Below are 18,315 nucleotides of genomic sequence, written 5' to 3' on the forward strand. Positions count from 1 at the left end.
CACGGACCCGGCGGGCAGGCGCGATCCCGGCAGGCAGGCACGGACCCGGCAGGCAGGCGCGGACCCGGCAGGCAGGCGCGGTCGCGGCGGGCAGGCGCGGTCGCGGCGGGCAGGCGCGGTCCCGGCAGGCAGGCACGGACCCGGCGGGCAGGCGCGATCCCGGCGGGCAGGCGCGGTGCGTCTGGGCGGGGATGTGTCGCGGGGCGGCTCAGGCAGGGGGGCGGGGATCGGTGAGGCGGGGCAGGAAGCTGCCGCGCAGATCCTCGATCCGGTCGCGGATGTGCCGGGTGGCGGGCGACAGGGCGCGGTCGGCGCGGTGCAGCAGATACCAGCTGCGCTGGATCGGCAGGCCGATGGCGGACAGGGCGACCAGACGACCAGCGCGCAACTCCTCGGTGCAGGTGTGCTGCGAGATCAGGGCGATGCCCAGGCCCGCGATCACGGCCTGCTTGATCGTCTCGTTCGTGCCCATCTCGACCGCGCGCCAGGGGGCCCCCTCGCCGATGCGGTCCAGAAAGCGGGTCATCAGATTGCGCGAGCCCGACCCCTCTTCGCGCGACAGGAAGGTCTGCGACAGCAGATCGCCGGGCGTCACAGGGTCCATCGCCGCCAGCGGATGACCGGGCGCGGCGATCAGGATATGGGGATGCGGCCCGATCGGCACCGAGATCACCGCCGGTTCGCGCGGCGGGCGGCCCATGACCGCCAGATCAAGCTGGTCCAGCGACAGGGCCGAAATGATCGCGTCGCGGTTGCCGATGCGCAGCGTGACATTGATGTCGGGCGCATCGCGCTGCAGCCGGGCGACCAGGAACGGCGCGAAATACTTGCCGGTCGAGACCACGCCCAGCACCACGCTGCCGCTGTGACCCTGCCGCAGCGCGACGATCTCGCGCCCCGCGCGGGTCAGGGCCGAGGTCACGCGCGCCTCGGCCAGCAGCAGGGCCTGACCCTCGGCGGTGGGGCGGAAGGCGCCATGCTCGTCGCGGGAAAACAGCGGGCAACCCGCCAGATCCTCCAGCTGGCGCAGCTGGCCATGCACGGCGGGCGGCGTCAGGCCCAGCTGGCCCGCCGCCAGCGTCAGGCTGCCGGTCTCGGCCACGGCGCGCAGGGCGCGCAGCTGGCGCAGGGTCAGGGCATCCACGCGCATTTCAGTTTTCCTTAATCTGCATTCCGCATTTTTAAATTCCTCTGAAGGCGCGCGCCTGTCAACCTGAACTCACATCCCAAGGCCAGTGAGGCAGCCATGACCGCGACCCGCATCGACATCACCGCGATCCCGCAGCGTCTGCGCCCGGCCATGACGGCGCTGGCGCAGGGGGCGGGGCGGCTGGCCCGGCTGATCCGCCGCGATCCGGGGCGCCATACCGACCGCGCCGCCGCCCTGCTGTTCACCGATCTGCTGACGCAGGCGGGGCTGGCCTGGCATCTGGACCACCGCGACCCCGCCCCGCGCGAGGTGATTGCGGGCGGCGATCTGGCGCTGGCGATGATCTCGCTGGACGGGGCCTGCAATCTGGAGGGCAACGGCCCGGCGGGCACGATCTTTGCGCTGATGCCCGCGACCGGGGCGCCCGAGGCCAGCTTTCTGCGCCCGGCGCGGCAGATGCTGGCGGGCGGGTACATCATCTATGGCGCCAGCTGCCGGTTGATGGTCAGCTTTGGCGACGGCACCCAGCATTACATTCTGGACACCGACACTGACCGGTTCGAGCTGGCCGCCGCGCGGCATCTGATCCCCGGATCACCCACCGAATTTGCCATTGATGCCGCGCATTACCGCCACTGGCCGCGCCCGGTGCGGGCCTATGTCGATGACTGCATGGCCGGGCTGGACGGGCCGCGCGCCGCGAATTTCACCATGCGCTGGACCGGCGCGCTGGTGGCCGAGGCGCATCGCATCCTGATGCAGGGCGGCATCTGCCTGTGCCCCGCCGACCGGCGCGACAATCAGGGCGGGCTGCGGCTGCTGCATCAGGCGGCGCCCTTGGCGATGGTGATCGAACAGGCGGGCGGACGGGCCACCGATGGCGCGCTGCCGGTGCTGGACCAGCCGATCACCGATCTGCGCGCCCGCACGCCGTTGATTTTCGGGTCCGCCGAAAAGGTGGACCGGGTCGCCGCCTATCACGACCTGCCCGAGGCCGAGGTCTCGGCCCTTTTTGGCCATCGCGGCCTGTTCCGCGCGTGAGGTTCCCATGAGCAAGAAACATCCCATCATCTCGGTCACCGGCTCTTCCGGGGCGGGCACCACCACGGTCAAGGCGACCTTTGACGCAATCTTCCGCCGCGAGGGTCTGCGCGCCGTCAGCATCGAGGGCGACGCCTTTCACCGCTATGACCGCGCCGCCATGAAGGAGGAACTGACCCGGCGGCAGGCGGCGGGCGACGCGACCTTCAGCCATTTCAGCTATGACGCCAACGAGCTGGAAAAGCTGGAGGATATTTTCCGCGTCTATGGCGAGACGGGCCGGGGAGAGACGCGCCATTATGTCCATGACGAGACCGAGGCCGAACGCTGGGGCAGCGCGCCCGGCACGTTCACCGGCTGGCGCGCCTTTGAGGATGGCAGCGATCTGCTGTTCTACGAGGGGCTGCATGGCGCCGTCGTCAACGATCAGGTCAATCTGGCCGCTTTGGCCGATCTGAAGATCGGCGTCGTGCCGGTCATCAATCTGGAATGGACGCAGAAGATCCACCGCGACAAGGCCAGCCGGGGCTATTCGACCGAGGCTGTCACCGACACGATCCTGCGCCGGATGCACGCCTATGTTCACTGCATCTGCCCGCAGTTCAACGAAACCGACATCAACTTTCAGCGGGTGCCGGTGGTCGATACCTCGAACCCGTTCATCGCGCGCTGGATTCCCACGCCCGACGAAAGTCTGGTGGTGATCCGGTTCAAGAACCCGCGCGGGATAGATTTTCCCTATCTGACCCAGATGATTCAGGGGTCGTGGATGACGCGGGCCAATTCCATCGTGATCCCCGGTCCCAAGATGGACCTCGCGATGCAGCTGATCCTGACCCCGATGATCCTGCGCCTGATCAGCGAGGCCAGGCGCGCCTGACCCATCCCCAAGGAGGACGAGACATGAACGAGATGGCCAAGATGGACGCGAAGAAGCGTTACACCGCAGGCGTGATGAAATACGCCCAGATGGGCTATTGGGAGCCTGACTATCAGCCCAAGGACACCGACATCATCGCGCTGTTCCGCATCACGCCGCAGGATGGGGTGGATGCGATCGAGGCCGCGGCTGCGGTCGCGGGCGAAAGCAGCACCGCGACATGGACGGTGGTCTGGACCGACCGGCTGACCGCCTGCGACAAGTATCGCGCGAAAGCCTATCGCGTCGATCCGGTCCCCAACGCGCCGGGCGAGTTCTTTGCCTATATCGCCTATGATCTGGACCTGTTCGAGGGCGGCTCCATCGCCAACCTGACCGCATCCATCATCGGCAATGTCTTTGGTTTCAAGCCGCTGAAGGCCCTGAGGCTGGAGGACATGCGCCTGCCCGTGGCCTATGTGAAGACCTTTCAGGGCCCCGCCACCGGCATCGTGGTCGAGCGTGAACGCCTGAACTGCTATGGCCGCCCGCTGCTGGGCGCCACGGTCAAGCCCAAGCTGGGCCTGTCGGGCCGCAACTATGGCAGGGTGGTTTATGAGGCGCTGAAGGGGGGCCTCGACTTCACCAAGGATGATGAAAACATCAACAGCCAGCCCTTCATGCATTGGCGCGACCGGTTTCTGTACTGCATGGAGGCGGTGAACCGGGCGTCTGCCGCGACGGGCGAGGTCAAGGGCACCTATCTCAACATCACCGCCGGCACGATGGAAGAGATGTATGCGCGGGCCGAGTTCGCCAAATCGCTTGGCTCGGTGATCGTGATGATCGACCTGGTGATCGGCTATACCGCGATCCAGTCCATGGCCAAATGGGCGCGCGACAATGACATGATCCTGCACCTGCACCGCGCCGGGCACAGCACCTATACCCGCCAGCGCAGCCACGGCGTCAGCTTCCGCGTCATCGCGAAATGGATGCGTCTGGCCGGGGTCGATCACCTGCATGCAGGCACGGTCGTCGGCAAGCTGGAGGGCGATCCCGCCACCACCAAGGGATACTACGACATCTTCCGCGAGGAACGGAACCCGATGGCCTTGGAAAACGGGATCTTCTTCGATCAGGAATGGGCCAGCCTGAACAAGATGATGCCGGTCGCATCGGGCGGCATCCACGCGGGCCAGATGCACCAGCTGCTGCATTATCTGGGCGAGGATGTCGTGCTGCAGTTCGGCGGCGGCACCATCGGCCACCCCCATGGCATCGCGGCGGGCGCACAGGCCAACCGCGTCGCGCTGGAGGCGATGGTCTTTGCCCGCAACGCAGGCCGCGACATCTGGAATGAGGGCGAGGACATCCTGCGCGACGCCGCCCGCACCTGCACGCCGCTGAAACAGGCGCTGGAGGTCTGGAAGGGCGTGACCTTCGACTATGCCTCGACCGATGCGCCCGATTTCGCGCCCACCCCCGAAGTTTCCAGCTGAGGAACAGACCCATGAAAATGACCCAAGGACAGTTCAGCTTCCTGCCCGACCTGACGGATGACGACATCCGCGTGCAGGCCCAATATGCCATCGACAAGGGCTGGGCCGTGTCGGTCGAATATACCGACGATCCGCATCCCCGGAACACCTATTGGGAGATGTGGGGCCATCCGATGTTCGACAACCCCGACGCGGCGGCGGTGGTCTACGAGGTGAACGAATGCCGCAAGCAATATGGTGGCCAGTATATCCGGGTGATCGCGTTCGATGCCTCGCCCGGATGGGAATCGATCCGCATGTGCATGATCGTGAACCGCCCGGCGGTGGAACCCGGCTTCCGGCTGGTGCGGCAAGAGGGCGAGGGGCGGTCAGTCCGCTACACCATCGAAAGCTATGCCATGCGCGAGCCCGAAGGCGCCCGCTACGCCTGAGGCCCCCGCTCAGGCCGGTCCGGGCGGCGCCTCCCTTCGCCGCCCGGCACCCCTCCAACCCCCGCGAGGTTTGCCATGCAAGACGCCCCCCCCTCTGACGCCCCCCCCTCTGAAACCCGGCCCACCCATGTCGATCTGGCGCACAGCTTTGCCGAAAGCGGCGTGGCCGAGGTGCTGGCCGAACTGGACCGGCAGCTGGTCGGGCTGGCCCCGGTCAAGGCGCGCATCCGCGAAACGGCGGCGCTGCTGCTGGTCGATCAGGCGCGGCGCAAGCTGGGGCTGGCCACCGAAACGCCGACCCTGCACATGAGCTTTACCGGCAATCCCGGCACCGGCAAGACCACCGTGGCGCTGAAGATGGCGGCGCTGCTGCACCGGCTGGGCTATGTCCGCAAAGGGCATCTGGTGACGGTCACGCGCGACGATCTGGTCGGGCAATATATCGGCCATACCGCGCCCAAGACCAAAGAGGTGCTGAAAAAGGCGATGGGCGGCGTGCTGTTCATCGACGAGGCCTATTACCTGTATCGCCCCGAAAACGAACGCGATTACGGGCAGGAAGCCATCGAGATCCTGCTGCAGGTGATGGAGAACAACCGCGACGATCTGGTGGTGATTCTGGCGGGCTATGCCGACCGGATGGACCGCTTCTTCGCCTCGAACCCCGGCTTCCGGTCGCGCATCGCCCATCACATCGAATTCCCCGATTACAGCGATGACGAATTGCTGGTGATCGCGGAAGGGATGCTGAGCACGCAGAACTACGCCTTTGACGACCCGGCCCGCGCGGCGATGGCGCAATACATCACCGCCCGGCGCGACCAGCCGCATTTCGCCAATGCCAGATCCATCCGCAACGCGCTGGACCGGGCGCGGCTGCGACAGGCGAACCGGCTGTTCCACGAAGCGAAAGGCCCGCTGGATGCGGCGGCCCTGTCGACGCTGACCGCCCCCGACATCCGTGCCAGCCGCGTCTTTCAGGGCGGGCTTGACGTGGACCGTGCAAACAGGCAGGCCGCTGCCGGATAACCCTCAGGAGGCCCAGATGAGCTTCGACCGCCAGATCAGGATCGCCCCCTCGATCCTCTCCGCCGACTTCGCCAATTTCGGCGCCGAGATCCGCGCCATCGAGGATCAGGGCGCCGACTGGGTCCATGTGGACGTGATGGACGGGCATTTCGTCCCGAACCTGACATTCGGCCCGCCCGCGGTGAAAGCCTTCCGCCCGCATGTGAAAACCTTCATGGACGTGCATCTGATGATCGCGCCGGTGGACGCCTATATCGACGCCTATGCCGAGGCCGGCGCCGACATGATCACCGCCCATGTCGAGGCAGGCCCCCATCCCCACCGCACGCTGCAGGCGATCCGCGCGACCGGCAGACAGGCGGGCATCGCACTCAACCCCGGCACGCCGGTCGAGGCGGTCGACTACCTGCTGGACCTGTGTGACATGGTGCTGGTGATGACCGTGAACCCGGGCTTTGGCGGGCAGAAATTCATCCACAGCCAGCTGGACAAGATCGCCCGCATCCGCGGCCTGATCGGCGACCGCCCGATCCATATCCAGGTCGATGGCGGCGTCGATCCGACCACCGCCCCCCTCGTGGCCAAGGCGGGCGCCGATGTCCTCGTCGCGGGCTCGGCGGTCTTCCGGGGCGGCTCGGTCGACCAGCCCGGCATCTATGGCGCAAACATGCAGGCCATCCGCGACTCGATCGCCTGACCCTGCTTTGGTCCTGAAATATCCCGGGGGGTGTGGGGGGCTGGCCCCCCGCTTCCTCCATTTGACAATCCCGCCAACCCCGCGTCTTCTGCGCCCCTGACAGACAGGAGGACGCGATGGATCTGGGCATCAGGGGCAAACGGGGGCTGGTCTGCGCGGCCTCAAGGGGGCTGGGACGCGGCTGCGCCGAGGCATTGGCGGCAGCGGGCGTCGATCTGGTCATCAACAGCCGCACCAAGGCCGACATCACCCGCACCGCGCAGGACATCGCCGCGACCTATGGCGTCTCGGTCACGCCGGTCGCCGCCGACATCACCACCGATGAGGGCCGCACCCTTGTGCTGGCCGCGCTGGGTCAGGCCGATATTCTGGTGACCAATGCGGGCGGGCCGCCGCCGGGCGACTGGCGCGACTGGAGCCGCGACGATTTCATCCGCGCCATTGACGCCAATATGCTGTCGGCGGTGGCGCTGATGCAGGCGCTGGTGCCCGCCATGATGGACCGGGGCTGGGGCCGGGTCGTCAATATCACCTCGCAATCGGTGCGGGCGCCGATCGCGGCGCTGGGGCTGTCGAACAGCGCGCGCACCGGGCTGACCGGCTTTGTCGCGGGCATGTCGCGGCAGGTGGCGGGGCACGGGGTCTGCGTGAACAACCTGCTGCCCGGCATCCATGCCACCGACCGCGCCGCCACGCTGGATCGTGGCGTGGCGGCGCGCGAGGGCATCGGCATGGACGAGGCGCGGCGCCTGCGCGAGGCCAGCATCCCCGCCGGGACCTATGGCACGGCTGCCGATTTCGGCGCGACCTGCGCCTTTCTGTGCAGCCAGCAGGCGCGGTTCATCGTGGGCCAGAACATCCTGCTGGATGGCGGCGCCACCAATCTCACGATCTGAGCAGGCAGTTGCAGCCCTGCCCCGCCCCTGTTAGGGCGGGTAAACCCGACTGAAAGACTTGGCCGCCCGTGACGCATCCCCCCCGCCTGGAAGCCCAGAACCTGACCCGCGCCTTCGAGGGGCGGCGCGTCGTCGATGACGTGTCCTTTCAGGTCGAGGCCGGGCAGGTCGCCTGCCTGCTGGGCCCCTCGGGCTGCGGCAAGTCGACGACGCTGCGGATCGTGGCCGGGGTGGATATGCAGGACAGCGGCCGCATCCATGTCGACGGGCAGCTGATCTGCGACACGGCCTTTCGCGTGCCGCCAGAACGCCGCGGCATCGGGCTGATGTTTCAGGACTTTGCGCTGTTTCCGCATCTGCCGGTCAGCGAAAACGTGGCCTTTGGGCTGCGCGGCGGTTTTCGCGCCAATCGTCAGCGGGTGCTGGACCTGCTGGGGCGGGTGCATATGGCGCGCCATCTGGACAGCTATCCGCACGAGCTGTCGGGTGGCGAGCAGCAGCGCGTGGCGCTGGCCCGCGCCCTGGCGCCGCGCCCCAGGGTGCTGCTGATGGACGAGCCCTTCAGCGGTCTGGACGAACGCCTGCGCGACGGCATCCGCGACGAGACACTGGCCTTGCTGAAGGAAGAGGGCACCGCCGTTCTGCTGGTCACGCATGAGCCGCATGAGGCGATGCGCATGGCCGATCAGATCCTGCTGATGCGCGCCGGGCGGATCGTGCAGCAGGGCGCGCCCTACAATCTGTACAACGCCCCTGCGGACCGGCAGGCGGCGGCATTTTTCAGCGACATCAATGTGCTGACCGGGCGGGTGCAGGGGGCGCTGACCGACACGCCCTTTGGCCAGTTTCTGGCGCCGGGGGTGCCGGACGGCCATGAGGTCGATATCGTCATCCGGCCCCAGCATCTGCGCATCGACTTTGACCGCGCCGGTCAGGGCCCGGCACCGACACCCGAGAACGGCTCGGCCGCGCGGGCGCAGGTGCGGCGCGCGCGCTATCTGGGGCGCGAGTCGCTGGTCGAGTTTTCTACCGTCGAGGGCGGGATCGCGCTGACCGCGACCGTGCCCGGCGTGTTCCTGCCTCCCGCCGGGACGCCGATGTGGCTGATGTTGCGGCGGGACCGCTGTTTCGTCTTTCCCCGCGGCTGAGGGCTGCGGGGCGCGGGCCGGGTTTTTTGGATATTTGAGTGAAGAAGAAGCCGGCTAGTCCTGGCCGGTTGCGGCGCGATAGGCGGTGAGAACCTGTGACAGGTGCTGGCGGCGGCCTGCCGGGTCGGCGAGGCGGGCCGCGAGGTGGCGGGCGCGGCGTGACATGGCCGCGCACCGGGTGGGGTGGGCGCGCGCCCATGCCAGCCGCTGCGCCAGATCGGTCGCGCCGGGGGCCAGCGGGATATAGTGGCGCCATGGGCGGAAGAGGCCGGTGGCGAAGCTTTCCCAGCCGTCGTCCTCTTTCAGGACCACCGCCCTGCCCTGAGCCAGCGGCAGGAAATCGGCATCGCCCTGCGTGCCGCCGAGGCACAGCGCGTAGCGGCCCTGTGGGCTGTCGGTGCGGGCGGCCGGGGTCAGGCCAAGGCGGTCCAGCGCGCGGCTCTGGCGCGGGTCGGGGGTCAGGGCGAGGTCGAAGCCGTCGCGCCCGCCATACTGGTCCGGCACATGCCAGCGGGTCAGGCGTCTGACGGCCTGTGCAATCGCGGGGAGTGCTTCGGCAGGCGCTTTGGGGGGGGCCGACAGGGCCTGCGCGATCAGGCTTTCGGCGCTGTGGCCAAGGTCGGGCTGGCCATCGGGCGTGACGGCAAATCCCGACAGCGGGCCGCGCCAGGTGGCGATGTCCTGACAATCCGGGGGCCGGGGCGACGGCGGCAGGGGCGCGCCCGGGAATCCGTCATTGCCGATGCGGTGCAGCCACGGCGCGGGCCAGAGCCAGACATTCGCCGCCCATTTGCGCCGCAGCCCTGCGATCAGTGGCGCCTGTGCCGCCTGCTCCGGGCCCGAGGGGCGCATGTCGAGCCAGTACCGGCCATGCTGTGTGACCTGCGCCATGTCATTGACCGTGGTGGCCACGCGCAACAGGCCGGGACGACCGGCTTCGAGGTAGAACTGTCCGTCGGGGGCGCGGCGCAGGGGCAGCAGCGTGCCGTCGGCGCCGCGCAACTCGTTCCGGTCGAGGTCGAGGCAGACCGCCTGCGGATGCGGTGCCTGCGGGCTGCGGGTGGCGGTCAGCCTGTGCGGCGCGGCCAGCCGGGCCAGACAGGTGGCGATGCGCGCGCGGCTGGCGGGGGTGAACCCGGCGCCGGGGGGCGGGCTTTCCAGCATCCGCTGCACGCGGGGCAGGTTCTGCTGGCGGGCCTTGCGGACCCCGGTGCCGGGCAATGGCGGCACCTTCGGCAGGTCGAACCATGGGGCGAGGGCGCGGCGGTAATCATCGGGCGTGGCCTCGTCGATGTCGATCTGGATGAATTCGGGGCGGTCTGCGAAATGGGCGCGGGCGCCGGTCAGATGCGCCTCCCAGTCGGCCGCCCAGATCCCGGCCAGATCGCCCAGGGGCACGCCGAGGCTGGCCGCGATGCTGCGGGCATAGGCGCCGCCGCGATGCAGGTAGCGGCTGGCGATCCAGTCCTCGATGCGGCGGGTGTTCAGCAGGAAGACCGCGCCCGGATAGTGCTGGTCCAGCAGGGCATAATCCCGGAAGCCCTCGATCACCGGGGTGTTGAGGAAGCGCACCGATTCCATGTCGGTGAAGGCCACGGTGCTGTCGGCCCAGCGCGCCAGCGGCTTGCGCCCGGTCAGTTTGGCATAGGCGATGTCCTCGGCCAGCGCGCCCTCCAGCCAATGCGCGGCGGGGATGCCGTTCATGTCGAAGAGCCGCGCGATGAAGGTCGTGCCGCATTTGTTGAAGCCGATCTGGAAGAATTTGGGCTGGAAGAACCTGGGCTGGAAGAACCTGGGCTGAAGGATTTTGGGCTGCATGACGGGCCTGTGTTGCGCAGCCCCGATCTGGCGCGCGCCGGGACGGGCTGTCAACCGCTGCGCCTGCCATGGGCAGAAGGCGGCGCTTTGGCGTGGTTCTGCGACAAAGGTCTTGCCACGGGACGGGCCTGCGGCTAGCACAAGGGCAGGAATTCGGGAGACATCGGCACGTGCCGGGGCCGAAGGAGAAGCCGCCCCGGCAAGCTCTCAGGCAAAAGGACCGTTTTCTCCATACAGTCTGGAGAGTGGCCGAAAGGCCCGCCGAAGGGATAACGATCTCAGGCGCCGTTCGCGGCAAGGACAGAGGGGGCATCGACGCGCGGGGGTTTTCCCGTCCAACCGATGCCGGCTGTCCGGCTGTTTTGCAGGAGGCCAGATGGCCGAGATTGCCCACGCCGATACGTCCCGCCGGACCGGCCTTTATGACCTTCATGTCGAATGCGGCGCCCGGATGGTGCCCTTTGCGGGCTGGCAGATGCCGGTGCAGTTTCCGATGGGCGTGATGGCCGAGCATCTGCACACCCGCGCCCATGCCGGGCTGTTCGATGTCAGCCATATGGGGCAGGTGCTGGTCTGGCCCGAAGATGGCCGGATCGGGACCGCCGCCGCCGCGCTGGAGGTGCTGATCCCCGCCGATGTGGCCGGTCTGGCCGAGGGGCGGCAGCGCTATGGGCTGTTCACCAATCCGGCGGGCGGGATTGCGGATGATCTGATGTTCGCCAACCGGGGCGACCACTATCTGCTGGTCGTCAATGCCGCCTGCGCCGAACAGGATATTGCCCATCTGCGGACCCTCAAGGGGGTGCGGGTCGAGCCTGTCACCGACCGCGGCCTGCTGGCCCTGCAGGGCCCGGATGCGGTCGCGGTGCTGGCGCGGCTGGTGCCTGCGGTGGCGGATATGCGCTTTATGGACAGTCAGGTCCATGTCTGGGAGGACGTGGCCCTGTGGATCTCGCGCTCGGGCTATACCGGCGAGGACGGGTTCGAGATTTCCGTGCCCTCGGCGGCGCTGGAGGGCTTTGCCCGCGCGTTGCTGGATCAGCCCGAGGTGGCGCCGATTGGTCTGGGGGCGCGCGATTCGCTGCGGCTGGAGGCGGGGATGCCGCTGTATGGCCATGACATGGACGGCGGCGTGACGCCTGCGCAGGCGGGGCTGGGCTGGTCGATCCCGAAGGTCCGCCGTGCCGGTGGCGCGCGGGCGGGCGGGTTTCCCGGCGCTGAGGTGATTCTGGCCGGGCTGGGCGCGCCTGATCTGCGGCGGCGGGGGTTGCGGCCCGAGGGGCGCGCGCCGATCCGCGAAGGGGTGGCGCTGTTTGCCGCGCCCGAGGGCGGTGCGGTGATCGGCACGGTCAGTTCGGGCGGCTTTGGCCCCTCGGTCGGCGGGCCGGTCGCCATGGCGCGTCTGCCCGCTGAACTTCCCGAGGGCGCCACGATCTGGGCCGAGCTGCGCGGCAGGCGCCTGGCCGTGACCATCTGCGCCCTGCCCTTTGTCACCCCCTCTTACAAACGCTGAGGAGCGTCTTCATGCTGAAATATACCGAAGATCACGAATGGCTGCGGGCCGAGGGTGATGAGATCACCGTGGGCATCACCAGACATGCCAGCGAGCAGCTGGGCGATGTGGTGTTCATCGAGCTGCCCGAAGAGGGGCGCGAGGTCGCGGCGGGCGAGGAAATCGTCGTGATCGAAAGCGTCAAGGCGGCCAGCGACATCACCGCCCCGGTGGCGGGGGTGATTACGGCGGTGAATGCGCCGCTGGCCGACGCGCCGGGCGATGTGAATGCCGATCCGATGGCGGCCTGGTTCTTTCGGATCAAGCCTGCGGATGCGGGCGCGATGGACGGGTTCATGGATGAGGCGGCCTATAAGGCGCTGGTGGAGTGAGTTTTTGCCGGGCTTTGCCCGGCGAAAGGCCGGGGGCGCTTCGCCCCCCGGACCCCCCGAGGATATTTCTGGACCAAAGCAGGCCCAAGCGTGGCGCTGCCGGATGGAGTGACGGATGAGCCGCTGGACCCCGACCGACTATAACCCCGACGATTTTGCCAACCGGCGCCATATCGGGCCGTCTCCGGCAGAGATGGAGCTGATGCTGGCGGCGGTGGGGGCCGACAGTCTGGAGGCGCTGATCGGGCAGACCGTGCCTGCGGCGATCCGGCAGGCGGACCGGCTGGACTGGCCCGCCCTGTCCGAGGCGGGGCTGCTGGCGCGGATGAAAGAGGTCGCGGCGAAGAACCGGGTGATGACCAGCCTGATCGGGCAGGGCTATTACGGCACCGTCACGCCGCCCGCGATCCAGCGCAATATTCTGGAGAACCCGGCCTGGTATACCGCCTATACCCCCTATCAGCCCGAGATCGCGCAGGGGCGGCTGGAGGCCTTGCTGAATTTCCAGACCATGGTGGCGGATCTGACCGGCTTGCCGGTGGCCAATGCGTCGCTGCTGGACGAGGCGACGGCGGCGGCCGAGGCGATGGCCATGGCGCGGCGTCAGTCGAAATCGAAGGCGCAGGCGTTCTTTGTCGCCCATGACCTGCATCCGCAGACGATCAGCGTGATCGAGACGCGGGCGGCGCCATTGGGGATCAGGATCGTCAAGGGCTCGGTTGATGATCTGGTGGCGGATGAGGTCTTTGGCGCGATCTTTCAGTATCCGGGCACCTATGGCCATATCCGCGACCTGACGCCCGAGATCGGGGCGCTGCATGCGGCGGGCGCGCTGGCGGTGGTCGCGACCGATCTGCTGGCCTTGTGCCTGCTGCGCGAGCCGGGCGCGATGGGGGCCGATATTGCGGTCGGCTCGGCGCAGCGCTTTGGCGTGCCGATGGGCTATGGCGGGCCGCATGCGGGGTTCATGTCCTGCCGGGATGCGCTGAAGCGGGCGATGCCGGGGCGGATCGTCGGCGTCTCGGTGGACAGCGCGGGCAATCCGGCGCTGCGGCTGGCGCTGCAGACGCGCGAGCAGCATATCCGGCGCGAGAAGGCCACCAGCAATGTCTGCACGGCGCAGGCTTTGCTGGCGGTGATGGCGGGGTTTTATGCGGTGTTTCACGGGCCGGTGGGTCTGCGCGCCATTGCGCAGCGGGTGCATCTGCATGCGGTGACGGTGGCCGATGCGCTGCGGGCGGCGGGGGCCGAGGTGGCGCCAGAGGCGTTCTTTGACACGATCACCGTCAAGGTGGGCGTGGGTCAGGCGGGCATCATGGCCGCCGCGCGCCACCGGGGCATCAACCTGCGCGCCGTGGGCCGCGACCGCGTCGGCATCAGCGTGGATGAGACGACCGATGCGGGCGTGATCACCCGGCTGCTGGATGCCTTCGGGATCACCGAGGCGGCGCCCATGGCCGTGGCCCCCGCAATCCCCGAGGCGCTGCTGCGCGAGAGCGACTATCTGACCCATCCGGTGTTCCACATGAACCGGGCCGAGTCCGAGATGATGCGCTATATGCGCCGCCTGTCGGACCGCGATCTGGCGCTGGACCGGGCGATGATCCCGCTGGGGTCCTGCACGATGAAGCTGAATGCCGCCGCCGAGATGATGCCGATCACCTGGCCCGAATTCGGCGCGCTGCATCCCTTTGCGCCCCATGATCAGGCGGCGGGATACCACGAGGCGATTGCCGATCTGACCGAAAAGCTGTGCCGCATCACCGGCTATGACGCGTTCTCCATGCAGCCCAACAGCGGCGCGCAGGGGGAATATGCGGGGCTTTTGACGATTGCGGCCTATCACCGCTCGCGCGGTGAGCTGCGCGACATCTGCCTGATCCCCGTGTCGGCGCATGGCACCAACCCGGCCACGGCGCAGATGTGCGGGATGCAGGTCGTGGTGGTGAAATCCGCGCCCAATGGCGATATCGACCTGGAGGATTTCGCCGATAAGGCCGCCAAGGCGGGGGACCGGCTGGCGGCGGTGATGATCACCTATCCCTCGACCCATGGTGTCTTCGAGGATACCGTGCGGCAGGTCTGTGACATCACGCACAGCCATGGCGGGCAGGTCTATATCGACGGGGCGAACATGAACGCGCTGGTCGGGCTGGTGAAACCGGGCGAGATCGGCGGCGATGTCAGCCACCTGAACCTGCACAAGACATTCGCCATCCCGCATGGCGGCGGCGGGCCGGGCATGGGGCCGATCGGGGTGCGTGCGCATCTGGCGCCGTTCCTGCCCGGCGATCCGCGCGAGGACGGCAGCGGCGCGGTCAGTGCGGCGCCCTATGGCAGCGCCTCGATCCTGCTGATCAGCTGGGCCTATTGCCTGATGATGGGCGGCGAGGGGCTGACGCAGGCGACCCGCGTGGCGATCCTGAACGCCAACTATATCGCGGCGCGGCTGGCCGGGGCCTATCCGATCCTGTTCATGGGCAATCGCGGCCGGGTCGCGCATGAATGCATCATCGACACGCGGCCCTTTGCCGAACATGGCGTGACCGTGGACGACATCGCCAAGCGCCTGATCGACAACGGCTTTCACGCCCCCACGATGAGCTGGCCGGTCAGCGGCACGCTGATGGTCGAGCCGACGGAATCCGAGACCAAGGCCGAGATCGACCGCTTTGTCACCGCCCTGCTGGCGATCCGGGCCGAGATCACCGAGGTGGCCGAGGGGCGGATCGCGGCCGCCGACAGCCCGCTGCGCCACGCCCCCCACACGGTCGAGGATCTGGTGCGGGACTGGGACCGCGCCTATTCGCGCGAGCAGGGCTGCTTTCCGCCGGGCGCCTTCCGGGTGGACAAGTACTGGCCGCCCGTGGGCCGGGTCGACAACGCCCATGGCGACCGCAACCTGATCTGCACCTGCCCGCCGCTGGAGAGCTATGCCGAGGCGGCGCAATAGCGGCCGCCCTGGCGTTCCCCCGGATGCAAATGCTGTGTCCCGCTTTGGCGGGACGCGGCGCATTGATCGGCGGGCAGCCGGCCTCGGCTGGTTCACCGATCTGCTGCGGTCGCCTGCGCACGGCACCAGCCGCGCGGGGGCAGTCTTGACAATCCCGGATGCCCGCGCCACACAAATACCGGATCGGGGTCGTAGCTCAGTTGGTAGAGCGCGTCGTTCGCAATGACGAGGTCAGGGGTTCGATTCCCCTCGGCTCCACCAGACACCCCCCTTGTTGTCATTGTAGCAAATGAGTGCCGATTGGGAGCATAAGCCTGCAGATCGAGCGTCAATATGGCCAATACGCCACATCAATGTGGCTTTTCGGCTCAAAAGCGGATCCAAATGGCGTTGGCAGAGGTACTGTCGCAATCCAACTCATCCGAAACGATGACAGCGCGTTCTGGTGCGACCGCGCAGGTGTCGCCACGCCAATCCAGGACGCAACTGGCGGATACTTCGCAAGCGTTGCATCTGACCCCAATTAGCCTACCTTCCGCTGAACTGCTCATGGCGCTATCTTGGCGCGTAGCGCCAAGATGAAGACAAAAATTTGGTCCCTATGCTTTGGGGCAAAAAACACAGGCTATTTTGTGCTGAGCGAGCACATACTCTATTGCTTCCTGAAAAATTTACTGGCGGCAACTTGCGGCTAGGAGTTGTGAACGAGGAAATCGGAAATAACTTCGTCGGCGTCGGAGGCGATTTTTGTCTCGAGCGCGTCCGCCGCGTCGCGAACCCCCGATCAGGCCTACTTCAACCAGCCAATGCCCGAAGCGGTGGCGGCGGAACCGAGGCGGAAAACCACCTAGAAAACGCTTGGAAACTGTTCAAATCAGCCGAACCACCTCTGCGCTCGCAATCGGCGAATGGCGGCGAGGATGGCGCGGACCATCGCGCCGGTGACGGCGACCTCGGCCAGCTGGAAGGTGATGGCGCGGGCGTGACGGACGACACTCGCCCCGATCTTGATCAGCTTCAGCTGCAGGCTGGTCAGCGACCAGTCGGCCACCCGCAGTTGACGGACGGGTCGAAGACGCAGCGGCGCCTCATCAGCCAGTGCCGTTCGGACGCCCGAACACCGAGGGCAAGCTGAAATGACCTTCGTAAACACCGTCTCCGCACAGGCCTTCGCTGATCTGCGAGGCGCCCACTACGCATTCCCTCGGGCAGAAAGGTTGCGCGAGGGGTTCGAATGGATGCTGACCGACTACTGGTCCAAGGCGTCGCTCGACCGTCGTTTCGAAGCGCGCGGCCTGCTGGTGACAGGCCCATCGCGCATCGGCAAATCTGCCGAGACTGCCCATCTTCTCGCGAAGGTCAACGACGGCAGCACCGTCATGCCGGATGGCAGACCAGCCAATATCGTCAGCGTGGTACTTGCTGGCACGATGACCTGGAAAGATCTCGGCGTTCACACCTTGGTAGAGGGGCTGCGTCTGCCGACAAAGGGTAAGGTGACCCAAAGAGAAATCTGGGACATGGTCCGGTTTCAGGCGCAAGCCCAAGGTGTCCACGGCATCCACTACGACGAGTGCCAGCACATCTTCCCGAAGAAGAGTGCGGAGGGGCGAGCCATGATCCTCGACAGCTTCAAGTCGCTGCTGAAGCACCCGGACTGGCCGTTGATGTTAGTGCTCTCGGGCGTGGACGAGTTGGTCGGGCACATTGCCAGCGAGGAACCGCTGGCCTACCTCCTACGCCCGGTACAATTTCTCGAAATCAGCTTGCAGCGCCCCGAAGACCAGCAGGAGCTGAACAGCCTTTGCTTCGCCTACGCCAACAAGGCTGGTGTTGACTTTTCGGCGCTCAGTTCGCTCGATTTCTTCCGCCGCCTCAACTGCGCATGCGGCAGTCGGTGGGGGTTGTTCATCGAGATGCTGATCGACGCCTGTGTCACGGCCGCGGGTTCGGGCGCCTCAGCACTACGCTCAGAGCATTTTTGCCGCGTATTCGCCTCCGGAACGAGCCTCGCGCCGGGGTACTCGCCCTTCTCGATCGAGAACTTCGAGGCACTTTTCACTGGGGAAAGAATGTTCGAGCTCTGGGAGAGCAAGAGGGTGGCGGGGCGCCGATAAAATCTCCACCGATCAGAACACGACTGCAACGAGACGAACTAGCGGGCGATCTTCGAATACACCGCAGAGGAGGTCCCGGCTGCTGTGCTGGCCTTGCTGGACGAGGTTGAGACAATGGCCGACCATCTGCCCGGTTGGCCCAAGGCCTATTGCCCTGGGTGGATGGGGCCACTACGTTTTCTGCACGTCTCGCGATCTGGTGGCGATGCTGCACCAGAAAAGCGATGCAGGTGATATACCGTCTGTTACCTGATACTCTCGAGGGCGTTGTTGACAGTACTGTCAGGAAGCTGATTCGGTGGGACAGGATAGTGATCACAAAGTCCGGCACGTCCAACTCGAACGTGATCAAATCGGCCAATTTGTCCGCATTCCCAAAGCTATGGAACTGACCGGGAGGACGGTGACGATCCGTAAGGTGGCTGATCGACTGATCGTCGAACCGCTCCGCAGGAAGAACTTGCTTGAGGTTCTTTCTGCAATGGAACATCTCCCGCCCGAAGATCAGTTCCCCGACATTGACTGACCAGCGATCAGCTTCTGGAAACCCGACCACAATGCATGGCCCGCTTTTGCGGGTCTTTTTCATGCCCGACGTGGCGAACACGGATTTGCACGCATATGCTTCGATCGTGCACGCAACTGCTTCCGCCCCGATAGAGGTCGCCACTAGCGCGTGTTGCGGTCATTGTGATTCAGGGATTCCCTTGAGGCTTGATCCGTGATTCCCTGCCTTCGAGGCAGATATGGGGGTCGATGATGGGAAAGCCGCATCCTGTAGAGCTACGGC

The 18,315-nt window shown here is 66.8% G+C and carries 15 protein-coding genes, 1 tRNA gene and 1 riboswitch; of the genes, 13 read left to right on the forward strand and 3 right to left on the reverse strand.

Going from position 1 to position 18,315, the window contains the following annotated elements; all coding sequences use genetic code 11:
• Positions 1 to 208: 208 nt before the first annotated feature.
• Complete coding sequence (gene cbbR, locus ACK41U_RS16825; RefSeq protein ID WP_409682617.1) at positions 209 to 1,150, reverse strand: LysR family regulator CbbR; 942 nt, start codon at positions 1,148 to 1,150, stop codon at positions 209 to 211.
• 96 nt (positions 1,151 to 1,246) lie between these two features.
• On the opposite strand from cbbR, the gene ACK41U_RS16830 reads away from it, so the two are divergent.
• From ACK41U_RS16830 to ACK41U_RS16865, 8 genes are all read left to right on the forward strand, one after another.
• On the forward strand, positions 1,247 to 2,191 hold the full coding sequence (locus ACK41U_RS16830; protein ID WP_409682620.1) for a fructose-bisphosphatase class I: 945 nt from the start codon (positions 1,247 to 1,249) through the stop codon (positions 2,189 to 2,191).
• Positions 2,192 to 2,198: 7 nt separating this feature from the next.
• Positions 2,199 to 3,071 (forward strand): phosphoribulokinase, encoded by an 873-nt coding sequence (locus tag ACK41U_RS16835; protein ID WP_409682623.1) that lies wholly within the window; start codon positions 2,199 to 2,201, stop codon positions 3,069 to 3,071.
• Between the two features lie 23 nt (positions 3,072 to 3,094).
• Positions 3,095 to 4,552: a form I ribulose bisphosphate carboxylase large subunit gene (locus ACK41U_RS16840; RefSeq protein WP_409682625.1), complete on the forward strand. Its 1,458-nt coding sequence runs from the start codon at positions 3,095 to 3,097 to the stop codon at positions 4,550 to 4,552.
• An 11-nt stretch (positions 4,553 to 4,563) separates the two neighbouring features.
• Positions 4,564 to 4,983: a ribulose bisphosphate carboxylase small subunit gene (locus tag ACK41U_RS16845; RefSeq protein ID WP_409682628.1), complete on the forward strand. Its 420-nt coding sequence runs from the start codon at positions 4,564 to 4,566 to the stop codon at positions 4,981 to 4,983.
• A gap of 75 nt (positions 4,984 to 5,058) precedes the next feature.
• Positions 5,059 to 6,012 (forward strand): CbbX protein, encoded by a 954-nt coding sequence (gene cbbX, locus ACK41U_RS16850; RefSeq protein ID WP_409682631.1) that lies wholly within the window; start codon positions 5,059 to 5,061, stop codon positions 6,010 to 6,012.
• A gap of 16 nt (positions 6,013 to 6,028) precedes the next feature.
• Positions 6,029 to 6,709, forward strand: coding sequence for a ribulose-phosphate 3-epimerase (rpe, locus tag ACK41U_RS16855; protein WP_409682634.1), 681 nt, complete (start codon positions 6,029 to 6,031; stop codon positions 6,707 to 6,709).
• Positions 6,710 to 6,825: 116 nt separating this feature from the next.
• Positions 6,826 to 7,605 (forward strand): SDR family oxidoreductase, encoded by a 780-nt coding sequence (locus tag ACK41U_RS16860; RefSeq protein ID WP_409682637.1) that lies wholly within the window; start codon positions 6,826 to 6,828, stop codon positions 7,603 to 7,605.
• 68 nt (positions 7,606 to 7,673) lie between these two features.
• The gene (locus tag ACK41U_RS16865; RefSeq protein ID WP_409682640.1) at positions 7,674 to 8,753 is read left to right on the forward strand and encodes an ABC transporter ATP-binding protein; all 1,080 of its coding nucleotides are present in this window, start codon (positions 7,674 to 7,676) and stop codon (positions 8,751 to 8,753) included.
• A gap of 54 nt (positions 8,754 to 8,807) precedes the next feature.
• Here the strand turns inward: ACK41U_RS16865 and ACK41U_RS16870 are convergent, their stop codons facing one another.
• Positions 8,808 to 10,571 (reverse strand): glycosyl transferase family 90, encoded by a 1,764-nt coding sequence (locus ACK41U_RS16870; protein ID WP_409682643.1) that lies wholly within the window; start codon positions 10,569 to 10,571, stop codon positions 8,808 to 8,810.
• Positions 10,572 to 10,715: 144 nt separating this feature from the next.
• Positions 10,716 to 10,804, forward strand: a riboswitch (glycine riboswitch).
• Positions 10,805 to 10,947: 143 nt separating this feature from the next.
• Between ACK41U_RS16870 and gcvT the strand changes: the two genes are divergently transcribed.
• The 4 genes from gcvT to ACK41U_RS16890 all read left to right on the forward strand — a co-directional run bounded on the left by gcvT (position 10,948) and on the right by ACK41U_RS16890 (position 15,669).
• Positions 10,948 to 12,084 carry a glycine cleavage system aminomethyltransferase GcvT gene (gene gcvT, locus ACK41U_RS16875; protein ID WP_409682646.1) on the forward strand — a complete coding sequence of 379 codons (1,137 nt, stop codon included), beginning with the start codon at positions 10,948 to 10,950 and terminating at the stop codon, positions 12,082 to 12,084.
• A 14-nt stretch (positions 12,085 to 12,098) separates the two neighbouring features.
• Positions 12,099 to 12,455: a glycine cleavage system protein GcvH gene (gene gcvH / locus ACK41U_RS16880; RefSeq protein ID WP_409682656.1), complete on the forward strand. Its 357-nt coding sequence runs from the start codon at positions 12,099 to 12,101 to the stop codon at positions 12,453 to 12,455.
• A 115-nt stretch (positions 12,456 to 12,570) separates the two neighbouring features.
• On the forward strand, positions 12,571 to 15,408 hold the full coding sequence (gene gcvP / locus ACK41U_RS16885; RefSeq protein WP_409682649.1) for an aminomethyl-transferring glycine dehydrogenase: 2,838 nt from the start codon (positions 12,571 to 12,573) through the stop codon (positions 15,406 to 15,408).
• 185 nt (positions 15,409 to 15,593) lie between these two features.
• Positions 15,594 to 15,669: transfer RNA gene (locus ACK41U_RS16890), tRNA-Ala, on the forward strand.
• 613 nt (positions 15,670 to 16,282) lie between these two features.
• Here the strand turns inward: ACK41U_RS16890 and ACK41U_RS16895 are convergent.
• A complete protein-coding gene (locus ACK41U_RS16895) occupies positions 16,283 to 16,561 on the reverse strand; it encodes a transposase (RefSeq protein ID WP_409682651.1) in 279 nt (92 codons plus the stop codon).
• 85 nt (positions 16,562 to 16,646) lie between these two features.
• On the opposite strand from ACK41U_RS16895, the gene ACK41U_RS16900 reads away from it, so the two are divergent.
• Positions 16,647 to 17,525: an ATP-binding protein gene (locus ACK41U_RS16900; protein WP_409682654.1), complete on the forward strand. Its 879-nt coding sequence runs from the start codon at positions 16,647 to 16,649 to the stop codon at positions 17,523 to 17,525.
• The last annotated feature ends 790 nt before the right edge of the window (positions 17,526 to 18,315 follow it).

Origin of the sequence: Paracoccus sp. (in: a-proteobacteria) (assembly GCF_046289755.1) — a bacterium.
Lineage (GTDB): Bacteria > Pseudomonadota > Alphaproteobacteria > Rhodobacterales > Rhodobacteraceae > Paracoccus.